Source organism: Roseibium sp. HPY-6 (genome assembly GCF_040530035.1).
GTDB lineage: Bacteria > Pseudomonadota > Alphaproteobacteria > Rhizobiales > Stappiaceae > Roseibium.
In genome coordinates this window covers 834,185-860,266 of record NZ_JBEWCD010000002.1, presented here as the reverse complement: position 1 = coordinate 860,266, position 26,082 = coordinate 834,185, and the positions used below count along the sequence as shown (strand labels likewise).

Annotated in this window: 25 protein-coding genes; 4 read left to right on the top strand and 21 right to left on the bottom strand. The window is 57.6% G+C overall.

Annotated features, from left to right (window positions below):
• Nucleotides 1-22: 22 nt before the first annotated feature.
• Nucleotides 23-871 (bottom strand): phosphate/phosphite/phosphonate ABC transporter substrate-binding protein, encoded by an 849-nt coding sequence (locus ABVF61_RS15345; protein WP_353994413.1) that lies wholly within the window; start codon nt 869-871, stop codon nt 23-25.
• Between the two features lie 175 nt (nt 872-1,046).
• Between ABVF61_RS15345 and ABVF61_RS15340 the strand changes: the two genes are divergently transcribed.
• A complete protein-coding gene (locus ABVF61_RS15340; RefSeq protein ID WP_353994412.1) occupies nt 1,047-1,661 on the top strand; it encodes an HAD family hydrolase in 615 nt (204 codons plus the stop codon).
• Nucleotides 1,662-1,779: 118 nt separating this feature from the next.
• On the opposite strand, the gene ABVF61_RS15335 is transcribed toward ABVF61_RS15340, so the two are convergent.
• The 20 genes from ABVF61_RS15335 to ABVF61_RS15240 form a co-directional block, all read right to left on the bottom strand.
• Nucleotides 1,780-2,808 (bottom strand): histone deacetylase family protein, encoded by a 1,029-nt coding sequence (locus ABVF61_RS15335; RefSeq protein ID WP_353994411.1) that lies wholly within the window; start codon nt 2,806-2,808, stop codon nt 1,780-1,782.
• 65 nt (nt 2,809-2,873) lie between these two features.
• Nucleotides 2,874-3,869, bottom strand: a complete 996-nt coding sequence (locus tag ABVF61_RS15330) for an aldose epimerase family protein (RefSeq protein ID WP_353994410.1) — start codon at nt 3,867-3,869, stop codon at nt 2,874-2,876.
• Between the two features lie 65 nt (nt 3,870-3,934).
• Nucleotides 3,935-5,434, bottom strand: coding sequence for a phosphomannomutase/phosphoglucomutase (locus tag ABVF61_RS15325; RefSeq protein WP_353994409.1), 1,500 nt, complete (start codon nt 5,432-5,434; stop codon nt 3,935-3,937).
• Nucleotides 5,435-5,494: 60 nt separating this feature from the next.
• On the bottom strand, nt 5,495-5,998 hold the full coding sequence (locus tag ABVF61_RS15320; RefSeq protein ID WP_353994408.1) for a retropepsin-like aspartic protease family protein: 504 nt from the start codon (nt 5,996-5,998) through the stop codon (nt 5,495-5,497).
• A 70-nt stretch (nt 5,999-6,068) separates the two neighbouring features.
• A complete protein-coding gene (locus ABVF61_RS15315) occupies nt 6,069-6,968 on the bottom strand; it encodes a ribokinase (RefSeq protein WP_353994407.1) in 900 nt (299 codons plus the stop codon).
• Between the two features lie 14 nt (nt 6,969-6,982).
• Nucleotides 6,983-7,612 carry a uracil phosphoribosyltransferase gene (gene upp / locus ABVF61_RS15310; RefSeq protein WP_353994406.1) on the bottom strand — a complete coding sequence of 210 codons (630 nt, stop codon included), beginning with the start codon at nt 7,610-7,612 and terminating at the stop codon, nt 6,983-6,985.
• 380 nt (nt 7,613-7,992) lie between these two features.
• Nucleotides 7,993-8,871, bottom strand: coding sequence for a DUF2306 domain-containing protein (locus tag ABVF61_RS15305; protein ID WP_353994405.1), 879 nt, complete (start codon nt 8,869-8,871; stop codon nt 7,993-7,995).
• A gap of 372 nt (nt 8,872-9,243) precedes the next feature.
• Nucleotides 9,244-10,485 carry a DUF1688 family protein gene (locus ABVF61_RS15300; RefSeq protein WP_353994404.1) on the bottom strand — a complete coding sequence of 414 codons (1,242 nt, stop codon included), beginning with the start codon at nt 10,483-10,485 and terminating at the stop codon, nt 9,244-9,246.
• A gap of 15 nt (nt 10,486-10,500) precedes the next feature.
• Entirely contained in the window at nt 10,501-11,508 is a 1,008-nt protein-coding gene (locus ABVF61_RS15295) for an adenosine deaminase (RefSeq protein ID WP_353994403.1), read from the bottom strand.
• Nucleotides 11,509-11,562: 54 nt separating this feature from the next.
• On the bottom strand, nt 11,563-12,783 hold the full coding sequence (locus ABVF61_RS15290; RefSeq protein ID WP_353994402.1) for a phosphopentomutase: 1,221 nt from the start codon (nt 12,781-12,783) through the stop codon (nt 11,563-11,565).
• A gap of 80 nt (nt 12,784-12,863) precedes the next feature.
• Entirely contained in the window at nt 12,864-14,180 is a 1,317-nt protein-coding gene (gene deoA, locus ABVF61_RS15285) for a thymidine phosphorylase (RefSeq protein ID WP_353994401.1), read from the bottom strand.
• Nucleotides 14,181-14,204: 24 nt separating this feature from the next.
• Nucleotides 14,205-14,981: a deoxyribose-phosphate aldolase gene (gene deoC, locus ABVF61_RS15280; RefSeq protein ID WP_353994400.1), complete on the bottom strand. Its 777-nt coding sequence runs from the start codon at nt 14,979-14,981 to the stop codon at nt 14,205-14,207.
• Nucleotides 14,981-15,787, bottom strand: coding sequence for a purine-nucleoside phosphorylase (locus ABVF61_RS15275; RefSeq protein WP_353994399.1), 807 nt, complete (start codon nt 15,785-15,787; stop codon nt 14,981-14,983). The genes deoC and ABVF61_RS15275 overlap by 1 nt, the downstream gene beginning before the upstream one ends.
• Nucleotides 15,788-15,793: 6 nt before the next feature.
• A complete protein-coding gene (locus ABVF61_RS15270) occupies nt 15,794-16,204 on the bottom strand; it encodes a cytidine deaminase (protein WP_353994398.1) in 411 nt (136 codons plus the stop codon).
• Entirely contained in the window at nt 16,201-17,169 is a 969-nt protein-coding gene (locus ABVF61_RS15265; protein ID WP_353994397.1) for an ABC transporter permease, read from the bottom strand. Before ABVF61_RS15265 ends, ABVF61_RS15270 begins: the two co-directional genes overlap by 4 nt.
• A gap of 2 nt (nt 17,170-17,171) precedes the next feature.
• Complete coding sequence (locus ABVF61_RS15260; RefSeq protein ID WP_353994396.1) at nt 17,172-18,278, bottom strand: ABC transporter permease; 1,107 nt, start codon at nt 18,276-18,278, stop codon at nt 17,172-17,174.
• Nucleotides 18,275-19,825, bottom strand: coding sequence for an ABC transporter ATP-binding protein (locus ABVF61_RS15255; RefSeq protein ID WP_353994395.1), 1,551 nt, complete (start codon nt 19,823-19,825; stop codon nt 18,275-18,277). Before ABVF61_RS15255 ends, ABVF61_RS15260 begins: the two co-directional genes overlap by 4 nt.
• A 67-nt stretch (nt 19,826-19,892) precedes the next feature.
• Complete coding sequence (locus ABVF61_RS15250; RefSeq protein ID WP_353994394.1) at nt 19,893-20,879, bottom strand: BMP family lipoprotein; 987 nt, start codon at nt 20,877-20,879, stop codon at nt 19,893-19,895.
• A gap of 92 nt (nt 20,880-20,971) precedes the next feature.
• Nucleotides 20,972-21,970 (bottom strand): BMP family lipoprotein, encoded by a 999-nt coding sequence (locus ABVF61_RS15245; protein ID WP_353994393.1) that lies wholly within the window; start codon nt 21,968-21,970, stop codon nt 20,972-20,974.
• Nucleotides 21,971-22,040: 70 nt separating this feature from the next.
• Nucleotides 22,041-22,991: a sugar-binding transcriptional regulator gene (locus tag ABVF61_RS15240; protein ID WP_353994392.1), complete on the bottom strand. Its 951-nt coding sequence runs from the start codon at nt 22,989-22,991 to the stop codon at nt 22,041-22,043.
• A gap of 585 nt (nt 22,992-23,576) precedes the next feature.
• Here ABVF61_RS15240 and ABVF61_RS15235 point away from each other — a divergent pair.
• The 3 genes from ABVF61_RS15235 (at nt 23,577) to glk (ending at nt 26,081) form a co-directional block, all read left to right on the top strand.
• The gene (locus tag ABVF61_RS15235) at nt 23,577-24,431 is read left to right on the top strand and encodes a DUF1194 domain-containing protein (protein ID WP_353994391.1); all 855 of its coding nucleotides are present in this window, start codon (nt 23,577-23,579) and stop codon (nt 24,429-24,431) included.
• Between the two features lie 181 nt (nt 24,432-24,612).
• A complete protein-coding gene (locus tag ABVF61_RS15230) occupies nt 24,613-25,038 on the top strand; it encodes a methylglyoxal synthase (protein ID WP_353994390.1) in 426 nt (141 codons plus the stop codon).
• Nucleotides 25,039-25,040: 2 nt separating this feature from the next.
• On the top strand, nt 25,041-26,081 hold the full coding sequence (gene glk / locus ABVF61_RS15225) for a glucokinase (RefSeq protein WP_353994389.1): 1,041 nt from the start codon (nt 25,041-25,043) through the stop codon (nt 26,079-26,081).
• Nucleotide 26,082: the final 1 nt, after the last annotated feature.

Genomic DNA, 26,082 nt, shown 5'->3' with positions numbered 1-26,082 from the left:
TCAGGTTTTCGGTTGCGAACGTCTATTGCGCGTTCGGCTCAAGAAGCTTTGCAAAGTCGTCTTCGAACGTCCGGAGCACCGGACGATAATCCGCATGAACGACCGGTTCAAATCCACCGGGCAGATCCGGCTCGATGGCAAGGTACGCATCGGGAGACTCCCGCCGCAGATCCATCAATCCGGCACGTAGCCTCCGCTTGAGCGCGTCCGGCAGATCCTTTGAAATGCTGTGGGCCGAGTAAGGTATCGGCGGTGAGCGCCAGACGATTTCCAGATCCTTGAAGCCCTTGCTGCCCGAAACGTAATAGTCGTTCAAGGTGCCAGCCGTGAAGCCGTTCTTGGCTTCGCCGGCAAGACTTGACCAAGCCAGAGTAGCCTGCACGCGCCCATCCAGCAGCGCCCGCAAACCGTCGACCGGATTCTGCACCTCGACCAGTGTCTGAAAATGGTTGCGCGCGTCAATGCCGTCGGCAGCAAGGTTTGCAATCGGGACACGGTATGCTGCAACGGCTTGGCTGTTGCCAACGGCAAGCCGCGTTCCTTTAAGGTCTTCAAGGGACGTATTCGCATCGCCCCTCTTGCTGACAAGAATTGCGTAAAAACGGGCAGGAAAGTCATCCGGTCCTGCTGTGACCAACGGTTCGACACATTGGCAGAGCCTGTGTGCGGCGGCGTAAGCGGACGGCGACAGCCTGACATAGTCGATACGACCGTTCACAATGCCTTCAACAGCTTCGCCAAGCGTATCAAGCAAAAACAGGTCGACAGGCAGGTCGGCGATTTCCTCAAGAGCGAGGCGGAAAGGTTCCACACGATCGCGAGCTGTTTCATCTCCTGCCACAATAACGCCGAGGCGCAACCGGTCAGGCATGGTCTCTTGATCTGCAGCATTGGCAGAAACAACGAGAGGGAGCAGCAAGAGAATCACGAAGGCCGCTTTAATGCACTCAAACAAGAAAGCCACGGTCCTGTCATAACTATCTGATAAATTTGAAAAAATCATTTTTCGCCCGAAAGTTCACCTGCCCCGAATATTGGACTAATTTATGCAGAATTCTATCACGACGGTCGTCTTCGATATAGGGAATGTCCTCATCGAATGGAATCCCGAAATTCTCTATAGACAGCTCATTCCCGATCCGCGTGAACGTAAGATGTTCCTGGATACCGTCTGCACCGCTGACTGGAACCTGCAGCAAGACCTTGGACGATCCTGGAAAGAGGGTATTGAGGCATTGACCGGGCAGTTTCCGGATAAAGCGGATCTTATCGCCGCCTATTCGGAACGTTGGCATGACATGGTCCCCGGCGAAGTTCCAGGAACACGGCAACTACTGTCTGAACTCGCATCGAAGGGCATTCCGCTCTATGCGGTTACCAATTTTTCTGCCGAGAAGTTCGTGGAAGCCCAGGATCGCTTTCCTTTTCTGAAGACGAGCTTTCGCGACACTGTTGTCTCAGCGCACGAAAGGCTCATCAAACCGGATCCGAAGATTTATGAGGTTCTTTTCAAACGCAATGATTTGAAACCACAAGATTGCCTGTTCATCGACGATTCGAAGGCCAATGTGGAAGCTGCCCGATCGGTGGGCATGTCAGCGCACCATTTCCGGTCTGCCGCCGGGCTCGAAGAGGACCTCAAAGGGTTGAAACTTCTCTGAAACCCGTTGGGGGAAAGGCATATTTCGAGAAGACTTGCCCGGTTGATTGACAGAGCGTTCGGCAATACGGCCGAAGGATAAGATGATCCGGGAACCTGCGCTTTCAGATCCGGCCGGTTCAGCCGGCATAGCCTTCGAGCACATTGACACAATTTGTGCCTAGCGCATCGATTGCATAGCCGCCTTCCAGCACGAACAAAGTCGGGACGTTTAGCTTCGCAAGTCGTTGGCCAAGGAGAAAATAGTCGTCGCTCTTGAACCGGAAACCCGAAATCGGGTCTTGCTCGAAACAATCAAGGCCCAACGAAACAATCATGACGTCCGGCTTGTAGACCAGCAACCAACGGCAAGCTTCCTCCAGAGCGCCGGTATAGCCGTCCCAGTCCGTTCCAAGCGGAAGAGGCCAGTTGCGCGTGAAGCCTGTGCCCGCGTGCTCACCGGTTTCGTCTGCAAAGCCGAGAAAATAAGGGAACTCGATTTTGGGATCAGCGTGGATTGACAGGAACAGCACATCGGGCCGGTCGTAAAACAGGGCCTGCGTTCCGTTGCCGTGATGATAATCGACATCGAGTATGGCAATCCGGTTCAAACCGTTGTCGCGCAGATACTGCGCGGCGACCGCGGCATTGTTGAAAAAACAATAGCCGCCGAAGAAATCGAAACCGGCGTGGTGCCCGGGTGGCCGGCACAGGGCGAACGCGGACGTGTCGCCGTCCAAAAGAAGCTTGGCTGCCGTCAGCGCGGTCTCGGCCGATGCGCGCGCCGCCTTGAAAGTATGTTCGCCAAGCGGCGTGCCGGCATCCATGGAGTATCTGCCAAGGAGGCCGTCAATGTGGTCGATCTCAACATCCTGACGCAAGCTGCGGATCGGCCACACGAAGGGAAATGCTTCCTTGCTGCGACCCGCGTCAGTCCATCGGCTCCAGAAGCTTTCCAGAAAGGAAACATAGTGAGGCGCATGAACCCGATGGATCGGGCGCACCGGGAAGTCTTCCGGTACGATCACGTCACCGACGTTACGCTCCTTGACCGATTTCAGAACAAATTCGGCGCGGCTCGGGATTTCAACAGCAGGCTTTAGCTCGCCATCGGATATTTCCTGGGCAGGGGCATGCGCGAGCTGGAGGTCAGAAAAAACCGTTTTCACAATCTGCCTCCTTTGCCTTCATGGTTCGTGCATCTCCACCTTGAGAGGTACTACTGTAGCCCAAATCAGGAAAAACGGAATTCCGTAACGTGGCTATATGTTTGTGTCGGTTGTAGCAGAACAGGAGTAAATTCTTTCTGATTGATGCTGTCCGGCCAGCGCTGTGCCTCCAGGCACAACCCCGCGTGGGCACCATACGTGCGTCCCGACAGGCCTGGTACCGGTATGTCCAACCGCGCGGCATCATAGAGCTGCAGTCCGGGTTCCGTCGTCCACACCTCCATGCGCCGCTCACCAGCAGGATCCTCCAGTGCGGCAGCGAACTCGGCGGTTTGTCTCGGGGCGTCAGACAGGCAGAAATTATGATCGTAGTGGACCGCGACCTCGCCAGGCTTCGACCGCACTTTTCTGCCATCGCGAAAATCAAACGGTGTCCACTCAACCCGGCGAACTTCACCTGTCGGAATAAGCGTCTCATCGACCGGCAGGTATGTTTCGGCGGCTATTTCCAGATTGTGATCGAGAATGTCCTTGCCGCCATTCAGATTGAAATAACTGTGCTGTGTCAGGTTCACCGGGGTCACATGGTCCGTTGTCGCCGTGATCTTGACCCGGAGCGCGCCAGCTCCGGTCAACGTGTAGCGAACGAGAGCCTCGACGCGCCCTGGATAGCCCATGTCGGTGTCTTCGGACACAATCTTCAACAGCGCACTCGCCTTGTCGCTTTGTTCCAGCTCCCAGTTCCGGTGGGAAAAGCCGGCGACACCACCGTGAAGATGATGCACGCCGTTGTTGCGATCGAGTTGATAGCTTTGTCCATCAACGATCATCTTCCCGTGCGCGATCCGATTGGCGCAGCGCCCGGCGATCACACCGAAATAGGGCGAGTGGTCGAGATAACTCTGAAGGTCTTCAAACCCGAGGACGACGGATTGGCCATCGACTTTCAGATCGCGGATGATCGCGCCGTAGGTCAGGATGGACGCTTCCAGCGTGCCTTTCTTCAAGGTGACTTCCCGAACGGGTGTTCCATCCGGAAGTGTGCCGAATTCACTGATCATGTTCATTCCCGCTGGTTCGTGCGCGACGATGGGCCATCAGTCCCTTATCCGGCAAAATTACCACCTCAAATCGTCTGATTGTATTCCCCGACTTCCGGGTTTTCGCGCAACACGCCATCGACCGCCTTGAACATCTCGTGCAGTCTCTCTTCAGAAGCAGGGCTTTCGACAACGACAACCAGTTCCGGCTTGTTCGAAGAGGCCCTGACGAGCCCCCAGGTACCATCATCAGTTACGACCCGAACGCCGTTGACAGTGATCAGGTCCGTGATTGCCCGGCCGGCAATCGGTTCGCCGCCGTCTTTCATCTGCCGGAACTTCGAGACGACCCGTTCGACGACATCGTACTTGATTTCGTCGGCGCATTTTGGCGACATAGTCGGAGACCCCCAGGTCTTGGGAAGGTCCCGCCGAAGGTCCGCCATGGTCTTTCCGGGGTTTCGGTCAAGCATATCGAGAATGGCGATCGCCGAGACCAGACCGTCGTCGTACCCCCGCCCGATCGGTGCGTTGAAGAAATAGTGGCCTGACTTTTCAAACCCGACAATTGCCTCAAGCTCGTTGACACGACGCTTTATGTAGGAATGGCCCGTTTTGAAGTAGTCAGTCCTTGCGCCATTGGCCTTCAGAACCGGGTCGGTGTTGAAAAGACCGGTCGACTTCACATCAACAACAAACTGGCTGCCCGGATGGAGAGCCGAGATGTCGCGTGCGAGCATGACGCCGACCTTGTCGGCAAATATCTCTTCGCCCTCATTATCGACAACGCCACAACGATCACCGTCACCGTCGAAGCCCAGTCCGACTTCGGCGCCGCTTTCCAGAACCTGGTCCCGCAGCGCATGAAGCATCTTCATGTCTTCCGGGTTCGGGTTGTAGCGCGGAAACGTGTGATCGAGTTCGGCGTCGAGCGGTATGACGTCTGCGCCCAGCGCTTCCAAAATTTTCGGGGCAAATGCGCCTGCCGTGCCGTTGCCGCAAGCAGCCACCACCTTAATCGGGCGTTTCAGTTTCGGCCGGTCCGTGAGATCCTTGATGTACACATCCGGGAAGCCGTCGACAAACCGGTAGCTGCCACCGCCTCTCAGGTCGAAAGCCGCCTCCAGAACAATTTCCTTCAGGCGACCCATTTCATCGGGTCCGAAGGTCATCGGCCGGTCGATACCCATCTTCACACCGGTCCAGCCATTGTCGTTATGCGACGCGGTGATCATTGCCACCGCTGGTACATCCAGCGCGAATTGCGCGAAATAGGCCATCGGTGACAGTGCCAATCCGATGTCGTGTACATTGACACCCGATGCCAGCAAGCCATTCACGACCGCCATTTTGATAGAGGCGGAATAGCCGCGGAAGTCATGCCCGACGGCAATGTCTGGCCGTATACCACGCTCATGCATGAGCGTGCCGACACCCATTCCGAGCGCCTGCATGCCCATCAGGTTGATCTCTTCCTCGAAGAGCCAGCGCGCGTCATATTCCCGGAACCCGGTTGGTTTCACCATCGGCAGGGATTCATATTCAAGCGTGTTGGGCGGCAAGCTCGGGTGTGGTTTTGGAAACATCAAATCCTCTTGGTGTGCGAAAGAGATGACTGGACGCGAAACCGGGAACTGCGCTGAAGATCATTGAACAAGTACAAGCGTGCCGCTCGATATGTCAAACCGCTTCAACTGGCTGAGCGCCGACATGCCGAGAAGCGGAACGCCGAGGCTTTCGTCTCCCAGAACAATCGCGTCAACGTTTCTGAAGCGGATCGCGCCAATGCGGAGCTTGTCGATAACCGCTCTTGCGCCGTAAACAGTTCCGTTTGCCGTGCCGATGGGGTGCTTGAAGTCCGACGGAGACAGAAAAATGCCGATATCCCGGGCGACCGATTTCGGAAGTGCGGTCACGGTTGCCCCCGTGTCAACAAGCATATCGAGCGCGCGCCCATTCACATAGGCATCGGCCACATAGTGTCCCCGGCGATCGACGGAAATCCTGTGCTTTCTGGGTCCCGAAGTTACTTCCTCGTCGGCCTCAGCATGGTCCTGCCGGTCCATTGAATTCAGGCGTGCTTCGACAAGGCTCGGCACGATAGGTGCCAGGCCGATCAGAACCAGCAGAATGATGACATACCGCAACATGGTGCTTTCCGGGCATTTCAACAGGCCTGACCGGGGTAACACAGTTTCCTTAGCGGGCTGTAAAGCCAATTCAGACGATTTGATCTGCAAGGCGAGCGATATCGTCCTTTCCAGGTGCGCTTGACTGCGCTCCGGTCGCCATACACGCCAACGTACCTGCAGCGACGCCTTCTTTCAAAGCACGCTCAAACGGTTTTCCCTTGTCCAGGGATGCCGCCAAAGCACCGCAAAACGCGTCCCCTGCCCCGGTCGTGTCAACCGCGTTGATACTGGGTGCCTCACAGCGAAATCTGTCCCCACCCCGACCGGCGAGAACGCCTTTTGATCCTAGCGTGACAACGACGGATCGTGACGACGTTGCAAAATTCGCGATGAACGTGTCGGGATCAGCTGAAACACCGGCACGCCCGGCTATCTCCGCCGCCTCACTTTCATTGACAATGAGCGTATCAATCGCATCGAGACAGGATAGAAAATCGTCCTCCGGCACCGGTGCTGGGTTCCAGATGACCTTCGCGCCCACCTCTTTGGCCCTGGCGACCGCCAGCTGCATCTGCGCCAACGGAACCTCGCCCTGAAGCAAAAGGGTGCCTCCGGCTGCCAGGATCGGCTCGACCCATTCAGCCTCAACGCGGGCGTTCGCACCACTGGCAACGATGATCTGGTTTTCGCCGGCTGCGTCTATTCCAATAAGGGCGAGCCCCGTTGCGCCTGGCAACTTGCGAACGCCGGCAAGATCGACGCCCGCATGTTGCATGTTCGCGACCGCCAGTGCTCCAAAGGCATCCTGTCCAACCGCACCGACCATGGTGACAGACGCGCCCGCCCTTTTGGCGGCAAGTGCCTGGTTTGCCCCCTTGCCGCCCGGAAAGGTCTGGTGATCGGGCCCGCTGACGGTTTCTCCGGCCGCCGGCAATCGTCGAACGACGACGACAAGATCAAGATTGATGGAACCGAAGACCGTGATCATGAGGCCGGAACTGCCTACTTGGTGCCGTACATCCTGTCGCCCGCATCGCCGAGACCGGGAACAATGTATCCCTTTTCATTCAGCTTCTCGTCGATTGCAGCGGTGTAAATCGGGACATCAGGATGCATTTCATTGAACTTCGCCACGCCTTCAGGGGCTGCCAGCAAGCAGAGAAAACGCAGGTTGTTCGCGCCGCGTTCCTTGAGTTTCTGGACGGCAGCGATTGCGGAATTTGCGGTCGCGAGCATCGGGTCAACCACGATTACGAGCCGCTCATTGAGGTCTTCCGGCGCTTTGAAGTAGTACTCGACCGGGTGAAGCGTTTCAGGGTCGCGATAAAGACCGATGTGAGCGACACGTGCGGACGGCACAAGTTCCAGCATGCCTTCCAGAAGTCCGTTACCAGCGCGTAGAACCGAGGCAAAGACAAGTTTCTTGCCCGCAAGCATCGGCGCTTGCATTTCGGCCAGCGGCGTTTCGATCGTCTGGCGGACGATCGGCAGATCACGTGTCACCTCATAACAGAGCAACGTCGAGATTTCGCGCAGCAGCCGGCGGAAACCCTGTGTGGATGTTCCTTTGTCGCGCATGATGGTCAGCTTGTGCTGAACCAGCGGATGACTGATGACATTGGCTCCGGACATAGAAGCAGACCTTTCGTAACATTTGCAGCAGCCATTTGTTATTCAAGCAATTGATGTCAAATGGCTTTCTGACTTTTCTTTTTCCTTTTGGCCGCCGCAAGCGGCGGCCAGCAGTGGCCCCGTTTGGGTGACTTGGGCGGGTATCGGATCGCGGTTGGACGGCTACCCCTCATTAAGTGTTCTTACCTTGGTAGCACGAGGAAAGAAAACACAAAAAGCGGCAAAAAGGACTCGGCGCTCTAGCTGTGAAAAGCCGAAGCCCTCCGGAAAGCATGAAATGCCTTCAGGTGCGCGGGAACCTACAGCAGCTGGCAATCACTAAAGTGAAGTGAGGCAAGGAATTCAACGACGCCAAAGAGGCGTATTGCTGGGCAGAGTGTCTAGGCACCAACCTCCAAAACACGCCTTCTCCCGCCGATTGTGAGGTTTGGCTGCCGCGATTGGCGGCTGGCTTGGACGGCGTATGCCGTATTCGTAACGGGCCTTGCAATTGTCGAAGAACCGGCGCTCTGTGCAGACATTTTTCTTCTTCGATCCATCACCCTGGCCACGATCCACTCGCCAAGCCCCCAGTTTAGGAAGAACGTCGCGACAATCGTGACGGCGTACTGGAGCTTTATAAGATCGAAACCCCAGTCACCCGATCCTGCAATCGCGCCAGACGCCAGTAAAAGGCGTGCGGTCACGACCATCGCCAGAAAGGAATAGCTGCGAATGCACCAGGCAATGTGCCGTTCCAGGTCACCGGATATGATCGTCTGTACAGCAACAAAAGTTGCCAGGCACCAGCCGGCGGCGCCCGCCGAATAGGCAATGCTGGTCAGAAGCATGTCGTGGTGAAGGCTCCAGGCCAGCGGGATGGCCGTCGTCGATGCGATGATAGCGGAAACCGCGTAAGTCTTGCCGAGTACTGCGTGCCAGCGCGACTTGACCCCGCGCAGGATCATCAGAAACTGAACAGCGCCGCTGACCATAGCGACGGTTCCTGCAATACCATGCGCAAAGAACGGCAGTTTCGGGTGCGCTGCCGCCATCTTTAGGAACATGGAAGTTTCATAGACCAGCGGAAAGGAATCCCGGACTTGCGCGCCGAATTGCCACGCGATGTAGAAGATCATTTTCCAGGCCATGAAGGCTGCAAAAACCAGACAGAAAAGCAGCAACAAGATGGCCATGACCCGCAAGATGAATTGCCGGCAGGCCACGCTTTGCCACTTGAGTGCGCAGTTTTCAGTGAAGCCGATCAACACGGGTCGCATCAGAATTTCCTCGTCGGTGTTCTATGCGGCAGACAATTCGCCGCCCTTGAGGTCAATCTGAGCGATAACGGGCCCGTTACCCTGTGATGTGGGACACTCCACAAGCGCCGAAATTCAAACGCGCTTCTTCTCAAAGAAGAAATACCCAGGAAACCGAAAGCGCCTGCGAGTTTTCATGACGTTGGGAACGCTTACTGAAGAGCAAGCAGATCTGGGTCAAAGCAGATCTTGCGGAGGGCAGCTGCTGACCGACACATCTTGCTGCATTGGAAGCGGTTGCTGCGTCACACAGCAGTTCGACGGAAACCCGTTGTCTTGGGCAGCGTTTCCCCTTTGGCCGGGGTCATGGCACGAACTTTAAAGCTTCAGGACCTACGCCCCGAACGGCAACCAAAAAACAGCCACCGGATTGAGATAGCGCCCGAGTTTGGCGGTCTCATTGCCTGATTTTTCCAAAATCCGGTTTCCTGCCCGGCTGGTGCCGCCCTCCAGGATGCAGGTCAGGGGCAGTTGTTCGGCCGGAACTTCCAGTTCCCGGCGCAACAGCTCTGCAAGCTTGTCTGTAAGCGCACTGGTGATCGCACGAATTTCGATCATCCGGTCGCGCACACCGGCTTCCGTCGGCGCCTCGGGCCCGTCCTTGATCTTCAGAACGCCGGTCTGCACAAACAAGGCGGCGTGCGCATCATCGGCCGGGGCGGTCAGGAGATCGAGATCACTGACCTCAAGTCCGGCCCATGCAAACGGTTCGACCAGGGAATAGACCATTTCTTGCGCTGCCATGTGGAACGGAAAGACGGAAGCAGGTTCGCCATCCTGCAATGACGAATGCAGGAAACTGTCGCCGAGCGTGATGTCTTCTAACGCAGCACCTCCCTGCCATACCGGTGCGAGCGCTTCCAACAGTTTGTCGAGCAGTTTTTCCGCACTGACCGCGTTCTCGTCTTCCCGCGCCATTTGGACCATGAGCAGGCCGGGGCGCGTGAAATACCCTTCTGAAAACATGTCCGAGCGCAACGCCAGCGCTTCACCCAGACGCTTGAGATGCTGCTGCATGGCTTCCAGGAGGTCCGCATCATCCTGCAGATCCCATTGCAGACCGGAGGCGAGTTCATCCTTTTCCATCCGGATCAGGGTTTCCGCGTCGACACGGTAGGGGTCCGTCATTTCGCTGGAAAAGGAGCCGGACGCAAACATGTGAAACGCAGCCAGCGCCGATGCCTTTTTGCCCGAGACCCTGGTTTCGGTCATCTGGTCTTCATAGACCCAGTCAAGCGGATGCATGGTTTTCATGTAAGCGCTGAGGAAAGCGAGATCCGCAGCAGCGGTCAGCATTTCCCCGGCGTTTTCGTACGCCCGTGCATTGACAAGTGCCGCCCACCGGTCAATGCCACCGGCTTCAAAGTCGCGCCAGACGCCATAAGGCGGGATATGAAAATCAGGATAATTTTCCTTGGTCGTTTCCAGGACCGTCAGAAGCGTATCGCCGAGTTTCGACATGTCCACCTGGACATGCTTGAGACCGCTGCCGATCGCTTGCCGGAGGAGATCGTCAGACCTGCGCCGGATTTCCTGCGGCTTGAACAGTGCCAGTTTCGAATTCAGGGGTTCCATCCCGAAACACCTCCGTCAGCTGTCGCCGTCCTGGCGGTTCGCGCTGTCCAGTCTTACCAAAAGCCGCTTCTTGGTGGCCGTGTCGCAAAATGCGGCCTCTATGGCCGTTCTTGTAACCGCCATCTGGTCTTCAAAGGACCAGCCGAACGTATCGGCGACAGAAGTGTATTCCTTGCCGAGCGTTGTGCCGAAATAGGGAGGATCGTCCGAGTTCAGCGTGATCTTGACCCCTTCCTTGCGCAGGATATTGACCGGGTGAAAACGGAGGTGGGAGTAGACACCGAGAGCGACATTCGACCCCGGGCAAACTTCCAGCACGATTTCCTCATCGACAAGGCGCGCGACGAGATCACGGTCTTCGATCGCGCGAACACCATGGCCAATGCGCTTGACACGCAGGAATTCCATTGCCGCAATAACGCTATCAGGTCCGCCGAACTCTCCGGCGTGCGCGGTGGTTCCAAGACCCGCGTCAGCAGCGATGCGGAATGCCCTGGAAAAATTGGCGGGATGTCCTGATCTTTCATCGCCGGCAAGGCCGAAGCCGGTAACCAGGGGATGCGGATTGGCAACCACTTCCTTGACGACCCGCTCCACCGAAGCCGATCCGAAATGACGGATACCGATAGCGATCATCCGGCCTTCAATCGCCGTTTCGGTCTTTGCCCTTTCAATTCCGGCTGCCAGACCCTCGACATAGGACCGGTAGGACAGACCGGCGGCCTGCGCATGGTCCGGGGATATCGTGATCTCGCCGTAGATGGCGCCTTCGGCCGCCATCATCCGGAAGTAGGTCTCTGCAAGAAGCGCGTAGTCCGCCGGAACCTTGAAGACGGAACTTGCAACATCATAAGCCTTCAGGAAGCTGGTGAAATCCGACCAGACATATTTGCCCTTTGAGTCGATGACCTCGGAGACGTCGACACCATGTCGGCCGGCAAGACGTTTGACCAGGTTTGTTGGAGCTGCGCCTTCAATATGGCAATGCAGTTCCGCCTTTGGGACATTCACGTTCTGATTCATTTCAGGCGGGACCTGCCAAACTGTTTAGTGAAGGGACGAACACCCGTTGCCACGTTAAAGAAAACTCGCACCATGGGGACCTTGCGCGATACCGAGATGCTCCGCAACACTCTCACCGATATCTGCATAGGTTTTACGTCCGCCAACCCCCCTTCCCGACAATCCGGGTCCTGTTGCAATGACCGGAACATTCTCGCGCGTGTGGTCCGTACCCTTCCAGGTGGGATCGCAGCCGTGGTCAGCGGTCAGGATCAACAGGTCTCCGGGCCGCATCCTGTCGATCATTTCAGGAAGCCGCCGGTCGAAATGCTCAAGCGCTGCCGCGTAGCCCGGCACATCCCTGCGGTGACCGTAGAGCGAGTCGAAATCGATGAAGTTCGAAAATACCATGTCGCCGTCACCGGCCATCTCCATCGCTTCTAGCGTCTTGTCGAACAGCTGGTCGTTGCCTGCTCCCTTCAGCACTTTCGCAACTCCCTGGTGCGCAAAAATGTCTGATATCTTGCCAACACCTATCACAGTGCGCCCGTCCGAACTCAGACGGTCCAGCAAGGTCGGCTCCGGCGGCAGGACCGAGTAGTCGCGGCGATTGGCGGTTCGCTCGAATGTCTGCGAAGTCTCACCCAGAAACGGGCGCGCGATCACACGGCCGATGTTGTATGGGTCGGCAAACTCCCTTGTAGTTTCGCAAAGCTTCAGCAGCCGTTCCAGGCCGAAGTGCTCTTCGTGGGCTGCGATCTGGATCACGGAATCCGCGGATGTGTAGAAAATCGGTTTTCCCGTTTCAACATGGGCCTCACCAAGTTCTGCGATGATCTCGGTGCCAGAGGCATGTTTGTTTCCAAGGACACCGTCCAGGCCTGCGGCTTCACTGATCTTGCTGATAAGCTCTGCCGGAAAAGCGGGGATCTCCGAAGGGAAATAGCCCCAGTCGAAGCGAACCGGAACACCGGCAATTTCCCAGTGGCCTGAAGGTGTATCCTTGCCGTTGGAAACTTCCACCGCATAGCCCCACAGGCCTTGCGGGTCGCCGGCAAAATCAAGCCCGGGGATCGTCTTGCCGGTGGAAAGACGGCCCGCAGCTCCCAAACCCAGGCGATCCATGTTTGGCACCTGAAGCAGCCCGCTCCGCAAGCCGTCCCGGTCGCCTTTACCCTGTGCGCAATGCTCGGCAATATGGCCGAGCGTATCGGACCCGGCATCGCCGAACGCCTCTGCATCCGCAGCGCCTCCGATACCGAAACTGTCGAGCACGCACAGGATTGCTCTTGGCATGGGTGTCTCCTCAAATCTATGTTTTTGCCGGTCGAATGGACCGGTGCCCCACAGGACCGTGAGGTCCGGTTGGTTTTGGCTCAGAGCGCGATACGGTCGACAACGCTGGGGTTGTCGGCAACGTCGACTGGTGAACCGATCGTATAGGCGTTTCGAACGGCAATTGCTGCCTGCTCAGCCTCTTCTTCAGAACGTGCATGCACGATCGCAAGCGGCGCATCGGCGTCCACGGAGTTGCCGATGCCGGCAAGATCGGTCAGGCCGACGGAGGGGTCGATGACGTCCGCCGCTGCTCTGCGTCCACCTCCAAGAGCAACGACCGCAACACCGACCGCCCGCGCATCCACGGCCGTGACCGTTCCATCCGTTTCGGCGTAAATCGGAGCCTGTACCGGAGCTTTTGCCAGGTAAAGCTCACTCTTCTCCAGGAAATCGACGGGACCGCCGAGGGCGTGCACCATTTGCGCGAACTTTTCGGCAGCCTTGCCGCTGTCGAACGCTTCGCGCATCATTTCAGCGCCCACGTCTGCGGAAGGCGCGATGCCGCCGGACGCCAGCAATTCGCCGCCCTGGGCAACCGTTACATCCCAAAGGCGGTTGTCGACCGACGTTCCTTTCAGGAAGTCGACCGCATTTTGCATCTCGATGGCATTGCCCGCCGCGGATGCAAGTGGCTCGTTCATGTCGGTCAGGAGGGCGGTCGTCTTCAATCCGGAACCGTTGGCGACCAGGACGAGGCTCTCGGCTAGTGCCCGCGCCTCCTCGAGCGAAGCCATGAATGCACCCGTTCCCCATTTGACATCCAGGACGAGGCCCTCAAGACCGGCCGCCAGTTTCTTGGACAAAATGGACGCGGTGATCAGATCAATGCTTTCCACCGTCGCGGTTACGTCCCGGATCGCGTAAAACCGCTTGTCCGCGGGAGCAAGATTACCGGTCTGGCCGATCACGGCGCAGCCGATATCGCGCACGACTTTCTTGAACAGAAGATTGTCCGGCTGGGTCTGATAACCCGGAATGCTGTCGAACTTGTCGAGCGTTCCGCCGGTGTGGCCGAGACCGCGACCGGAAATCATTGGCACGGCAGCGCCGCACGCGGCAAGTGCCGGTGCGAGCATCAGCGAGACATTGTCGCCAACACCGCCCGTCGAATGTTTGTCGAGGATCGGCGCTTCGACTTCCATCCAGTTCATGACATCGCCGCTGTCGCGCATGGCGAGCGTGAGCGCGACGCGCTCATCGACAGTCAGGCCCTTGAAAAACACGGCCATAGCGAGCGCGGACACCTGCCCCTCGGTCACAGAGTGGTCGGCAAGTCCCCTGACGAAGAACGCAATTTCTTCGGCGCTGAGGACGCCACCGTCCCGCTTCTTCCGAATAAGTTCCTGCGGCAGCATCATCTGTATCCTTTTGTGTGCCGTTCAATAGCCCTGGCCGGGCGCAGCTTCGTTGCCCTCGATCGTCGCGATCAGCGCATCCAGGAGGCCGCTCGCGCCGAAGCGGAATGTCGATGAGGACGCCCAATTGTGCCCCATGATCCTGTCGGCCAGCGCAAGGTAGGACTCCGCATCTTCGCTGGTCTTGATCCCGCCGGCGGGCTTGAACCCGACAACACGCTCCGCATTGTCCCGGCGTGCTTCCTCGATCGCGGTCAGCATGATTTCCGCGGCTTCGAGCGTCGCGTTGACCGGCACCTTGCCTGTGGAGGTCTTGATGAAATCAGCGCCCGCACCGATTGCGATGTTCGACGCAGCGTGGATCAGAAGCGGATCCCTGATTTCACCCGTCTCCAGGATGACCTTCAGGATCGCAGGTGCCGGTATCGCAGCCTTGACCCTTATGATCTGTTCTTCGGCAAAGCCTTTTCGCCCGTCAGCAAACGCCTTGTAAGCCATCACGAGGTCAATCTCGTCAGCACCGTCCGCAATCGCTTTTTCCGTTTCTGCGACAACGGCGCCGGTGTCTTCACCGCCTTGCGGGAAGTTGACGACGGTTGCGACCTTGACGCCGGTTCCGGTCAGTTCCTTGACAGCCTGCGCCACAAATCGCGGCCAGACGCAGACCGCAGCGACCGAACCATGATCCGTCACCGTGCGGCCGGTAAGCTTGGTGATGTCTTCCGCCGTGCAGTCATCGTTGAGATTGGTCAGATCGACCAGCCCGAGGGCGCGCTTAGCGTTTTCAATCCGGTCGCTCATCAGCCGACCTCCTTCACGAATGCGCGCACGAGCTGCTTCATGCGCTCCATGCCTTTCAGCGCGACCGACTTGGTTTCGTCGTGCGAAAGAGCGTGCGTCTGCATGCCGGCGCCGTAGTTTGTAATGATCGACATGGCGGCCACACGCAGGCCCAGGAAGCGGGCGATGATCACTTCAGGCACCGTCGACATGCCGACAGCGTCGGCCCCCAGAAGCTTCGCAGCGCGGATTTCAGCCGGTGTTTCGAAAGACGGGCCCGAGAACCACATGTAGACCCCGTCGGCAATCGGATCGCCCGTCTCGGCAGCGACTTTCTTCATCGCTGCCTGCAGCTCTGCGTCATAGGCCGCGCTCAGGTCCAGAAAGCGTTTCTCGTCCTCTTCGCCGATCAGGGGGTTCTTGCCGGACCAGTTGATATGATCAGAAATTAGCATCGGCGAACCTGGCGCGACTTCCTCGCGCAAAGACCCGGCGGCGTTGGTGGCCAAAAGGACTTCGCAGCCGAGCTCCTTCAGTGTTTCAACAGGTGTTCGCATGACCGAGGGATTGCCCGACTCATAGTAGTGCGCTCGTCCGGACAGGATGACCACCGGAACACCGGACAGCGTGCCCGCGACGAGCTCGCTGGAATGGGAGGTCACCGTGGACACAGGAAACTCCGTCAGGTGCCCATAAGGAATGCGAACCGCATCCTCGACCTCTTCGGCCAGAGCCCCAAGCCCAGAGCCCAGGATCATGCCGATCTTGTAGGAACCCTTACGGGCTGCACGGACGATATCCGCGCATTCACGTCCATAACCACTCATCGAGGGTCAGTCCTTCTCGTCTTTTGCTTTGTCTTCAAGTTCAAATGCGGCCGGCAGCAGTTCCTCAAGCGTGAAACTGCGCTTGATGCCATTCAGGTCGGCAACATGAACAACCAGATTGTCCGTTCCGAATTCGGCGAAACGCTGGCGGCACACGCCGCACGGTGTGCAGAGCGCGGCATCGCCAACAACCACCGCTTCCGCGATCTCCCGGTATCCGGCGGCAATCATCGCACTGACAGCGCCCCCTTCCGCGCACACGCTCACAGGATACGACGCGTTTTCAACGTTGCAGCCGGTAAAAATCGTGCCATCGGGCGTGCGGAAGGCCGCACCGACAAGGAAGTTCGAATAGGGTGCGTAGGCCTTTTCGCGGACCGCCTTGGCCGCTTCAAAGAGCGCGTTTAGATCGCTCATGAACGCTCCTTAAGATACGGAATTCCGGCCGCTTTCGGTGGGATCGCCTTGCCGATAAATCCGGCCAGAAGGATGACCGTCAGAATATACGGCAGCGCCTGGAAGAACTGCACCGGTATTTCACCGATCCCGGGCACTTCCTGTCCCTGCATGCGGATTGCGACCGCGTCAAGGAAGCCGAAGAGCAAGCACGTCATCATCGCGCTGGCCGGCCGCCATTTGGCGAAGATGAGCGCTGCAAGCGCAATGAAGCCTTTGCCGGCTGTCATGTTGACACCGAATCCGGCACCTTGGGCGATGGAAAGATAGGCACCGGCAAAACCGCACAGGATTCCGCATGCAATGACAGCACGGTATCGCAGCCAAGTGACCGAAATTCCGGCGGTGTCGACGGCCGCCGGATTTTCCCCGACCGCGCGAAGGCGCAACCCGAAACGTGTGCGGAACAGGACCCACCATGTCAGAGGCACTGCGAGAAAGGCCGCATAAACCAGAATGTTGTGGCTCGAAAGCAACTCTGCATAGATCGGACCAATGATCGGCACGTCGCGGATCTGTTCGGCAAACGGCCAGGCGATATCGGTGAACCGACCGCCTTCCGGTAGCGCGGGTGTGCGGCCACCCTGGCGGAACCAGGTCTGGCCGAGCAAGGCTGTCAGCCCGGCGGCAAGGAAGTTGATGGCAACGCCCGAGACAATCTGATTGCCGCGGTTTGAGATAGATGCAAACCCATGCAGCAGCCCGAGCGATACGGACACCGCAATTCCTGCCATCAGTCCAAGCCAGGCATTGGCTGTAATGTAAGCCACCGCGCCCGCGCCAAAGGCCGCGCCAAGCATCTTGCCTTCAAGGCCGATATCGACAACGCCAGAACGCTCTGAGTAAAGACCGGCAAGGCACGCCAAAAGAAGCGGCGTGGACAGGCGTACAGTTGAATCGAGGATCAGGATGAAATCTTCGAACATGATTACGCCTCCTTCGCCGTAAGCGGTTGCGCGGGCGTAAACAGCCGGATGATCGCGGGCCGGAACATATACTCCAGCGCACCGGCGAACAGGATCACCAGCCCCTGGATAACGATGATCATGTCCCTGGTAATATTCGGCATCTCGAACGAAAGTTCAGCGCCACCCTGGTAGAGCATTCCAAACAGGATTGCCGCGAGAATGATCCCGACCGGATGCGCGCGGCCCATCAGCGCGACGGCGATCCCGACAAAGCCGTAGCCGGTCACGAAATCGATCAGGAGACGATGCTGGGAGCCCATGATCTCGTTGATGGCCATCATGCCCGCAAGACCGCCGGAGATCAGCATCGTTATGACGATCGTTCTGACCGGCGAAATACCGGCATAGACAGCAGCAGTCGCGTTTGCGCCAAAAGACCGGATTTCAAAACCGAGTTTCGTGCGCCATATCAGAAGCCAGACGAGGAGACATGCGGCGAGCGCCACGAAAAGGGACAGATTGACCGGTGCGTAGCCAAAGCCGAATGACGGGAAGAGGTCGTTCAAAAACGGAAGCCGGCCGCCGGACTCGAAGGTGCGTGTCTCGGGCTGCATGGAGCCCTGTTCCTTCAGCATGCCGTTGAGCAGATAGACCATCAGAGACGATGCGATGAAGTTGAACATGATCGTCGTAATGACAACGTGACTGCCCCGTGTCGCCTGCAGCCATGCGGGAATGAACGCCCAAGCGGCCCCCATTGCGGCGGAACCGATTATGGCAAACGGCAAGGTCACATACCATGGAACGATCGTGTCCATCGCAAGACAGGCAATGGCCACACCAAGACCGCCGAGGTATGCCTGTCCCTCCCCGCCGATATTGAAAAGCCCGGCGTGAAAGGCAACGGCCACCGCAAGCCCGGTGAAAATGAAGTTGGTTGCGTAAAACAGCGTGAAGCCGATGCCTTCGCCGTATCCGAGCGAGCCCCAGACGAGAATCTGGACCGCTTCGAGAGGGTTTTCGCCGATCAGGACAACGACAAGACCGGACACGAGAAAGGCCGCGGCCAGGTTCAGGAAGGGGATCAGACCGAGGTCGACCCAGCGTGGCAGCTGGCCTGGGGTCATTGGAGACCTCCTTCAACCGTGTTGTTGTTGTCGACACCAGCCATCAGCAATCCGAGGTCACCCTCTTCAGCGTTGGCGCCGCGCTCGCCGACAATCCTGCCGTCGAACATCACAAGGACCCTGTCCGACAATGCCCGGATTTCATCCAGTTCCACCGAGACCAGCAAAATGCCCTTACCGGCATCCCGCATTTCAACAAGGCGCCGGTGAATGAACTCGATCGCACCGATATCGACGCCCCGCGTAGGCTGTCCGACCAGAAGCACGTTCGGATCCCGCTCGATTTCGCGTGCAAGCACGATCTTCTGCTGATTGCCCCCTGAGAAGTTGGCCGTTTTCAGCATCGGATTGGGCGGACGAATGTCGTATCTCTCGATTTCGGCAACCGCGTTTTTCTTGATGGCAGCAAGATCCATCAATAGGCCCTTGGAATAGGCGGGATCGCGATGGTAGCCGAGAATGGAATTCTCATATTCAGTGAAACTGTTGATCAGCCCCATGCGGTGGCGGTCTTCGGGAACGTGCGCCATGCTTTTTTCACGCATGTCGGCCGCATCGAGAGTGCTTGTTCCCAGATCTATCGTTTCGCCATGAATTTTCAGGGTCCCGCTTGTCGCCCGTCGGATTCCGGAAAGCGTTTCGAGCAATTCGGACTGGCCATTGCCCGACACGCCGGCGATACCGACGATTTCACCGGCCCGAACCGAGAAGGTGACGTCCTTGACCACCTGCACGCCGCGACTGTCCGTTACCGTCAGATTGCTGACTTCCATCACAGGCGCTTCGGGTTCGGCCGGTTTCTTGTCGACGCGCAGCAATACGGACCGGCCGACCATCAGCTCCGCAAGCTTTTCCATGGATGTGTCTTTGGTTTCGACGGTGGCAACCATTTCGCCGCGCCGCATGACGGAGACCGCGTCGGTGATCGCCATGATCTCGCGCAGCTTGTGCGTGATCAGGAGAACGGTCTTGCCTTCGTTTCTGAGTACCTCAAGAATCTTGAAGAGGTGATCCGCCTCTGCAGGCGTCAAAACACCAGTCGGCTCATCCAGAATGAGGATTTCGGCGCTGCGGTAGAGCGCTTTCAGGATCTCCACGCGTTGCTGCAGGCCGACCGGCAGATCCTCGATCAGGGCATCCGGGTCTACCCGAAGTTCATACTCGTCCTCCAGCCGCTTCAACTCGGAGCGCGCGCGGGTCAGACCACCTGCAAGCAGCTGACTGTCTTCCGCACCCAGAACGACATTTTCCAGAACGGAAAAATTGTCGACGAGCATGAAATGCTGGTGAACCATCCCGATGCCCATTGCGATTGCAGCTTTGGAATCGGGAATAACAACCTTCTTGCCATCGACGACAATGTCCCCGTCATCGGCATGATAAAAACCGTAGAGGATCGACATCAGCGTCGACTTGCCCGCGCCGTTTTCGCCAATGATCCCGTGGATGGATCCTTTTTTCACAACAAGGTCGATGTCCTTGTTGGCGTGAACCGGGCCAAAACGCTTATTGATCTTTCGCAGCTCGATTGCCGGCGTGTCGCTCATGCCTTCCCCCAGGCCTGACGGTTGTTCTTTGTCATTGTCGGTTGCCCCCTGTGGCTGCCTTTTCCGTTCAGAACGGACACGCCCCTTCAGTGACGACATCATGAACCTTAACGGTTCCATTCGAGATGTCATTCACGGCCGCGTTGGCCGCGGCCTTCATGTCTTCGGAAACAAGCTCGGCGTTGTTTTCGTCGAGCACCCAGTCCATGCCCCCTTCAGCCAGACCGAGAACCTGAATTCCGGGTGTAAAACTATCGTTTTCGGCAGCTTGGAAGCTGTCGTAGACCGCATTGTCGACACGCTTTCGGATCGACGTCAGGACCTTGCCGGGATGAAGTCCGTTCTGGTTGCTGTCCGTGCCGATACCCAGAATGTCCGCGTCCGCTGCCGCCTGCAGAACTCCGAGGCCTGTACCACCGGCGGCCTGGATGATCACATCGGCACCGCGTTTGATCTGACCGATCGCCAACTCACCACCGCGAACCGGGTCGGTAAAAGCGGCTGGCGTGTCGCCGGTCATGTTGAAGATCACATTGATGTCCGGGTTGATGGAAAGCGCACCCTGTTTGTACCCGCACAGGAACCGCCGGATAATCGGGATATCCATGCCACCAACGAAGCCGATCGTGCCGCTCTGCGTCGCCATGGCCGCCAGAAGGCCCGCAATGTAAGCGCCCTCCTGTTCCTTAAAGACATAAGATCTGACATTGGGCTGGTCCACGACCATGTCCACGATTGCGAAATCCGTGTCTGGAAATGTCGGGGCTAGTTGCCCGAGCGCATTGGCCTGGTTGAAGCCGATCGCAACAACCGGTTCGCTGCCCCGGCTTGCGAAATTGCGCAAGGCCTGAAGGCTTTGCGCATCGCGTTCAAGCTCGAATTCCCGCACTGCCTTGCCGGTTTCTTCCTGAAACCGTTTGACGCCGGAAAAGGCGCTCTCGTTAAAGGAGCCGTCGAACTTACCTCCGACAGAATAGACGATCGCCGGGTCAGCGAACGCGGCAGATACTGAAAACGCAACGGCTGCGACCGCGCATACGACACCTGATTTCATGCGGAACATCCGATCCCCCAGCAGAACGATTGGGCGGCAGACAATTTGCGTGAGGGCCTCCGCGCACTACGCGCGGAGGCAATTGGTGTGTCTTAGTTCGGGCAGGATTCGTCGGACATGTAGTCGTGAACGACGATTTCACCGGAGATGATCTTCTGGCTTGCCTCTTCAACGGCCGCCTTCATCTCGTCGTTGACGAGTTCCGCATTGTTGTCGTCCAGCGCCCAGTCAACGCCACCCTCTTTAAGGCCAAGGACTTCGAAACCGGAGGACCATGTGTCGTTTTCAGCGTCTTCGAAAGCCTGGTAAACGGCAATATCAACGCGCTTGAGCATGGATGTCAGAACGGATCCGGGATGCAGACCGTTCTGGTTGCTGTCCACACCGATGCCGAGCTTGCCGGCGTCCGCTGCAGCCTGAAGCACGCCGATGCCGGTGCCTCCGGCTGCGTGATAGACAACATCCGCACCGCGGTCGAACTGGGATTTTGCGAGCTCACCGCCTTTGACCGGATCGTTCCAGGCCGCGCCCGTCGTGCCGGTCATGTTCTCAAAGATTTCTGCGTCCGGATTGGCAGCCGCAACGCCCTGCTTGTAACCGCAGGCGAACTTGCTGATCAGCGGAATATCCATGCCGCCGACAAAACCGACCTTGCCGGTTTCGGAGGCCATGGCCGCAAGCATACCGACAATGTAAGAGCCCTCATGCTCCTTGAAGAGGATCGAACGAACGTTCGGAAGGTCGACGACCATATCAACGATCGCAAACTGGATGTCCGGAAACTCCGCGGCGACTTTCTCAACCGCATTTGCCTGGGAGAAGCCGATCGCAACGATCGGGTTCATGCCGCGCTTTGCAAAGTTGCGAAGCGCCTGCTCGCGCTGGCTATCGTTCTGGATTTCAAAGTCGCGGTACTCGATGCCGTAGTCCTCTTTGAACTTTTCAGCACCGGTATAGGCGGCCTCGTTGAACGACTTGTCGAAACGGCCGCCGAGATCGTAAAGCACGGCCGGCTTGGTTTCAGCCGTTGCGCTCACAACAGAAAAGGCCAGTCCGGCAAGCGCCGTGCCGATGGTTAGAAACTTTTTCACGTTTATGTCCTCCGACATGCGGGGGCCGTCTTATCCTGACTGGCCCGTTTCCCCTCGTGACCCAGCCGCTTCATGCGGACTGTGCCAACTGCAAACCGACCCGTGCGCTCAAAGCCCTCGCAAGGGTCTCGTCTGCCACCAGGTCGGTGATAACACCGGTGCGCAGTGCAGCAAGCGTGGCATCCACCTTGCTCTCACCACCCACCAGCGCAATAACGCGGCGCCCGCGCACTTCATCGAAGTGCAGTCCGACGGCGCAATCGCCGAGCGGATTGGGAACCAGTTTTCCTTCAATCGTCAAAAATCGGCCCATCAAATCACAGACCGCACCGCAGGACATCAGTTCTTCCTGCTCCTGCTTCGAAATCATCCCTCGCTGAACCAGGTGTCCCTCGTTTTCAACCGACCCCAATCCGATCAGGAAAGCGTCGGACTGACGGGCGCGTGCCATGAGATCCTGCACGCTGCGCTGTGTCAGGAACATTGCCTTCTCGTCACGGTTTTCAGCGAAATATGGAACTGGCAAATAATAGCCGATACCGCCGGTGCGCTCCTGCATCTTCTGCACAATGTCATAAGGGTTTGCCGCGAGCGTACGCGTCAGCGAACCGCAGATGGACATGATTTCAAGTTCCGGGCGCGCGGTTTTGGGCAGCGCCTCGACAGAAGCCGTCAGCGTTCTGCCCATCCCGACACCAAGGCGGGTGACATTCGAGCCTGTGAGAAGGCCTGTCAGGAATTGCGATGCTGAGACTGCAATGGCGCGCAGGGCCGCTTCGTCGTCGCCAGCGCCAAGGTCGGGCGCAATTATGCAGTTGGTAAGCCTGAAATGGCGGGACAGCTCCTTTTCCAGTTGCAGGCATTCCATAGGACGGCCATCAATCTGGAACTTCACATAACCGGACTTTTGAGCATGTGCGATCAGACGATGGACCTTGGCGGGAGATACGCCCAGCTGAGAGGCGATTTCACCTTGCGTGCGACCACCCACGAAAGACAGCCAGGCCGCCCTGATGGCCATATGTGATGTCCAATCGTCCTCGCGCACCTGCATTTCGCGTCGACACCTTCCCATCGGGTCTGCCAGTGAACCGGCCTGACCCCGCCAACGATTCGCGACCCCTCTCGGGAGCTTTTCTTGAACGAGCGCTCATTTCGCAATTTGCGCCGAAAAATTCTTCACTCGGTGAGAATTTATTCAGATCATGACCAGCGACAACGTTTTCGTCAACCAAAAAAACACCTGAATTTTGGGCATTTTGCTGCTTTTGGTGGCAGTCCCTTCAAAGATCCCGGCAAAGTCCATGCGGCAAGATTTGCCGGTCGATGTCAGAAATGTGACGCCACGCGGCAAATTTTGCCTAGCAATCCGGCATTTATTTCCTATCTGTGGAATATACGCACTCCGTGCACATTTGATTTTGCCAGATAAATTCATTTCAGCTACGTTTGGCACGTAGCTTGCTAAGTAAATCCTCAAGCTAACCCAAGGCGTTTATGACGCCTTAGTAGGAATAACAAGGACCTAAAAGACGAGCAAAAGAAATACAAAATAACACTGGGGAGACGTGGCACCACGGTCGAAAGACCAAATAAGGAGAAAACCATGCGTCTCGACATAACAAAAGTCTGTGCACAGACAGTTGCAAAACGACTGTCCATTCTAGGAGCAGCAATACTGCTCACCACCGCCGCCGCCGAAGCCCGCGATTACCGCCCGGCTTTGCCTGTGGCCGCGAACTTTACATACGATCCAGCCAATGAAGTGGACGTTGAACTCGTCCTGGCGGTCGACATCTCCCAATCCATGGACACCGAAGAGCAGGAAATACAGCGCGCCGGCTATGTGGCAGCCCTGACGTCGCGTGAATTCCTTGATGCGATCCAGGTCGGTCCGATCGGTCGCGTTGCGGTGACATATATGGAGTGGGGCGGTGTCGACGAGCACTTCATCGTTGCGGACTGGACAGTCGTTCAGGATGCGGCATCCGCGTCCCATTTCGCCTCGAAAATCGCCGAAGCCCCCTTGCGGCAGGTGCAGCGGACATCAATTGCGTCCGCTCTGCAAAAGTCCGTCGAACTGGTCGAGACCAACCAGTATATGGGCTTGCGCAGGGTCATCGACATCTCGGGTGACGGACCCAACAATCAGGGTGGTTCGGTCACGGAAATGCGCGACCGGATGATTGCAGCAGGTGTGACGATCAACGGACTTCCGCTGATGATGAAATCGAACAAGAACACTTGGCAGGCCATGCTCAATCTCGACCATTATTACGAAGATTGCGTGATCGGTGGCCCGGGCTCCTTTGCAATTCCCGTCAGATCAAAGGAAGGCTTTGCCGACGCGATCCGGATGAAACTGGTTCTGGAAATTGCCGGTCTGCACTTGAACGAACCTGATCCCTACTTCCAGCGCGTTTCAGCGCGAGAACCGGTGCGGTGCAATCTTTTCGACTGATCAAAAAATGTCTTTCTCCTTATAACCTGCCGCGCTTCGGACGGGAGCGCGGCATTTTTTTGTGAAGCTAAAAAATGCGCCGAATTTCCGGTTTCCGGCAAGATCCGGCGCATCACCCTTTGCGCCTGCCACTCTTTGGGGCTAATAACCTTCCCGCTGCCCGTCTCAAAGAGGAACCACAATGCCAGCCAATCCGACGCTTGCACTCGTTGCGCACGACGCCAAGAAAGATGCGATGGTGGACTTTGCGACGCGGCATCGGGAGAAACTGGCTTCGTTTGATCTGGTTGGAACCGGCACGACCGGCGGCCGCGTTCTGGATGCCTGTCCGGAGCTTTCTCTTACACGGCTGAAAAGCGGCCCCCTTGGCGGCGACCAGCAACTGGGCGCCATGATTGCCGAAGGGCGTCTGCAGGGTCTCTTCTTCTTTGTCGATCCACTGTCGCCCTTGCCGCACGATGTCGACGTCAAGGCCCTTATGCGCCTGGCCCTCGTTTATGATATTCCCATGGCTCTCAACGAATCCACGGCAGACATTCTTCTCAGGTCCGCGCGGCTTCAGGGTCTTCAAACCACCTCCGATACGCCGGAGGTTGGAACGGCCTGATCATGAGTTTTTCTGAACGTTCGACGACCTTTGCCTATCCCGTTCTGGTGGCTGACATTGGCGGGACCAATGCCCGTTTTGCGCTGGTCGACCACAGCAACGCCGCCACTCGCATGTGCGGCAAGACCGCAACAGCAGGGCACGCCGATATTTCGTCCGCGATCCGTGAGGTTGTTCTGCCGGAAACGGAAACAAGACCAAGGACCGCCATCATCGCCGTCGCCGGGCCGGTGACGGGCGATGCCATCCCGCTCACAAATGCTGCCTGGGTGATCGAGCCCTTGAAGATGATCGCTGATCTCGGGCTGGAGCAGGTTATCGTTCTGAACGATTTCGAAGCCCAGGCGCTTGCCCTGCCCGGATATGACGGATCGGATATCGAGCAGGTGGGCGGCGGCGCGGTCCGCGCAAACAGTGCAAAATTCGTTCTCGGACCGGGCACAGGGCTCGGTGCTGCGGCTATGATCTTTGCAGCAGGCACATGGATACCCGTACCCGGTGAAGGCGGGCATGTGGAACTTGGTCCGGTAACGCCGGAAGACGTCGATATCTGGCCCCATATCGAACGGTTTGGAGGCCGCATCGGAGCAGAACAACTTCTCAGCGGCACGGGAATGCCAAGGCTTGCCAGAGCGGTGGGCACCTGGATGAATGCCGAGCGGTCCTTCGAAACACCTGCCAGCATCACGCAGGCAGCGGAAGACAATGATCCTGTTGCGGTCAAGACGCTGGAAGTCTTTGCGCGCAGCCTCGGCCGTGTCGCGGGGGATTGCGCCCTGACGGTCCTTGCCCGGGGTGGCGTCTACCTCACCGGTGGCATCACCCCCAGGATCACACGCTTCCTGCAGGACGGCGGGTTCAGGTCGGCTTTTGAAGCCAAGGCGCCGCATGAAACCCTGATGGCAAAGATACCGACCTTTATCGTCCGCCATCCCGACCCCGCGCTCGAGGGCCTTGCCTCTTACGCAAGAGATCCGCAAGCATTTGCGGTTGATCTTCAGGGACGCCAATGGATGGCGGATCTCCCGATCGCAAAAAGGTGAC

Bases quoted from the DNA above. Each gene is read 5' to 3' on its own strand.
- ABVF61_RS15275 (WP_353994399.1), bottom strand. From the start codon at position 15,787: ATGAGTGGTTATGGACGTGAATGCGCGGATATCGTCCGTGCAGCCCGT.
- ABVF61_RS15330 (WP_353994410.1), bottom strand. From the start codon at position 3,869: ATGATCAGTGAATTCGGCACACTTCCGGATGGAACACCCGTTCGGGAA.
- deoC (WP_353994400.1), bottom strand. From the start codon at position 14,981: ATGAGCGACCGGATTGAAAACGCTAAGCGCGCCCTCGGGCTGGTCGAT.
- ABVF61_RS15300 (WP_353994404.1), bottom strand. From the start codon at position 10,485: ATGGAACCCCTGAATTCGAAACTGGCACTGTTCAAGCCGCAGGAAATC.
- ABVF61_RS15315 (WP_353994407.1), bottom strand. From the start codon at position 6,968: ATGATCACGGTCTTCGGTTCCATCAATCTTGATCTTGTCGTCGTCGTT.
- ABVF61_RS15290 (WP_353994402.1), bottom strand. From the start codon at position 12,783: ATGCCAAGAGCAATCCTGTGCGTGCTCGACAGTTTCGGTATCGGAGGC.
- ABVF61_RS15295 (WP_353994403.1), bottom strand. From the start codon at position 11,508: ATGAATCAGAACGTGAATGTCCCAAAGGCGGAACTGCATTGCCATATT.
- ABVF61_RS15260 (WP_353994396.1), bottom strand. From the start codon at position 18,278: ATGACCCCAGGCCAGCTGCCACGCTGGGTCGACCTCGGTCTGATCCCC.
- ABVF61_RS15250 (WP_353994394.1), bottom strand. From the start codon at position 20,879: ATGAAATCAGGTGTCGTATGCGCGGTCGCAGCCGTTGCGTTTTCAGTA.
- ABVF61_RS15235 (WP_353994391.1), top strand. From the start codon at position 23,577: ATGCGTCTCGACATAACAAAAGTCTGTGCACAGACAGTTGCAAAACGA.
- deoA (WP_353994401.1), bottom strand. From the start codon at position 14,180: ATGCTGCCGCAGGAACTTATTCGGAAGAAGCGGGACGGTGGCGTCCTC.
- ABVF61_RS15320 (WP_353994408.1), bottom strand. From the start codon at position 5,998: ATGTTGCGGTATGTCATCATTCTGCTGGTTCTGATCGGCCTGGCACCT.
- upp (WP_353994406.1), bottom strand. From the start codon at position 7,612: ATGTCCGGAGCCAATGTCATCAGTCATCCGCTGGTTCAGCACAAGCTG.
- ABVF61_RS15265 (WP_353994397.1), bottom strand. From the start codon at position 17,169: ATGTTCGAAGATTTCATCCTGATCCTCGATTCAACTGTACGCCTGTCC.
- ABVF61_RS15305 (WP_353994405.1), bottom strand. From the start codon at position 8,871: ATGCGACCCGTGTTGATCGGCTTCACTGAAAACTGCGCACTCAAGTGG.
- ABVF61_RS15255 (WP_353994395.1), bottom strand. From the start codon at position 19,825: ATGAGCGACACGCCGGCAATCGAGCTGCGAAAGATCAATAAGCGTTTT.
- ABVF61_RS15325 (WP_353994409.1), bottom strand. From the start codon at position 5,434: ATGTTTCCAAAACCACACCCGAGCTTGCCGCCCAACACGCTTGAATAT.
- ABVF61_RS15270 (WP_353994398.1), bottom strand. From the start codon at position 16,204: ATGAGCGATCTAAACGCGCTCTTTGAAGCGGCCAAGGCGGTCCGCGAA.
- ABVF61_RS15340 (WP_353994412.1), top strand. From the start codon at position 1,047: ATGCAGAATTCTATCACGACGGTCGTCTTCGATATAGGGAATGTCCTC.
- glk (WP_353994389.1), top strand. From the start codon at position 25,041: ATGAGTTTTTCTGAACGTTCGACGACCTTTGCCTATCCCGTTCTGGTG.
- ABVF61_RS15230 (WP_353994390.1), top strand. From the start codon at position 24,613: ATGCCAGCCAATCCGACGCTTGCACTCGTTGCGCACGACGCCAAGAAA.
- ABVF61_RS15345 (WP_353994413.1), bottom strand. From the start codon at position 871: ATGCCTGACCGGTTGCGCCTCGGCGTTATTGTGGCAGGAGATGAAACA.
- ABVF61_RS15240 (WP_353994392.1), bottom strand. From the start codon at position 22,991: ATGGCCATCAGGGCGGCCTGGCTGTCTTTCGTGGGTGGTCGCACGCAA.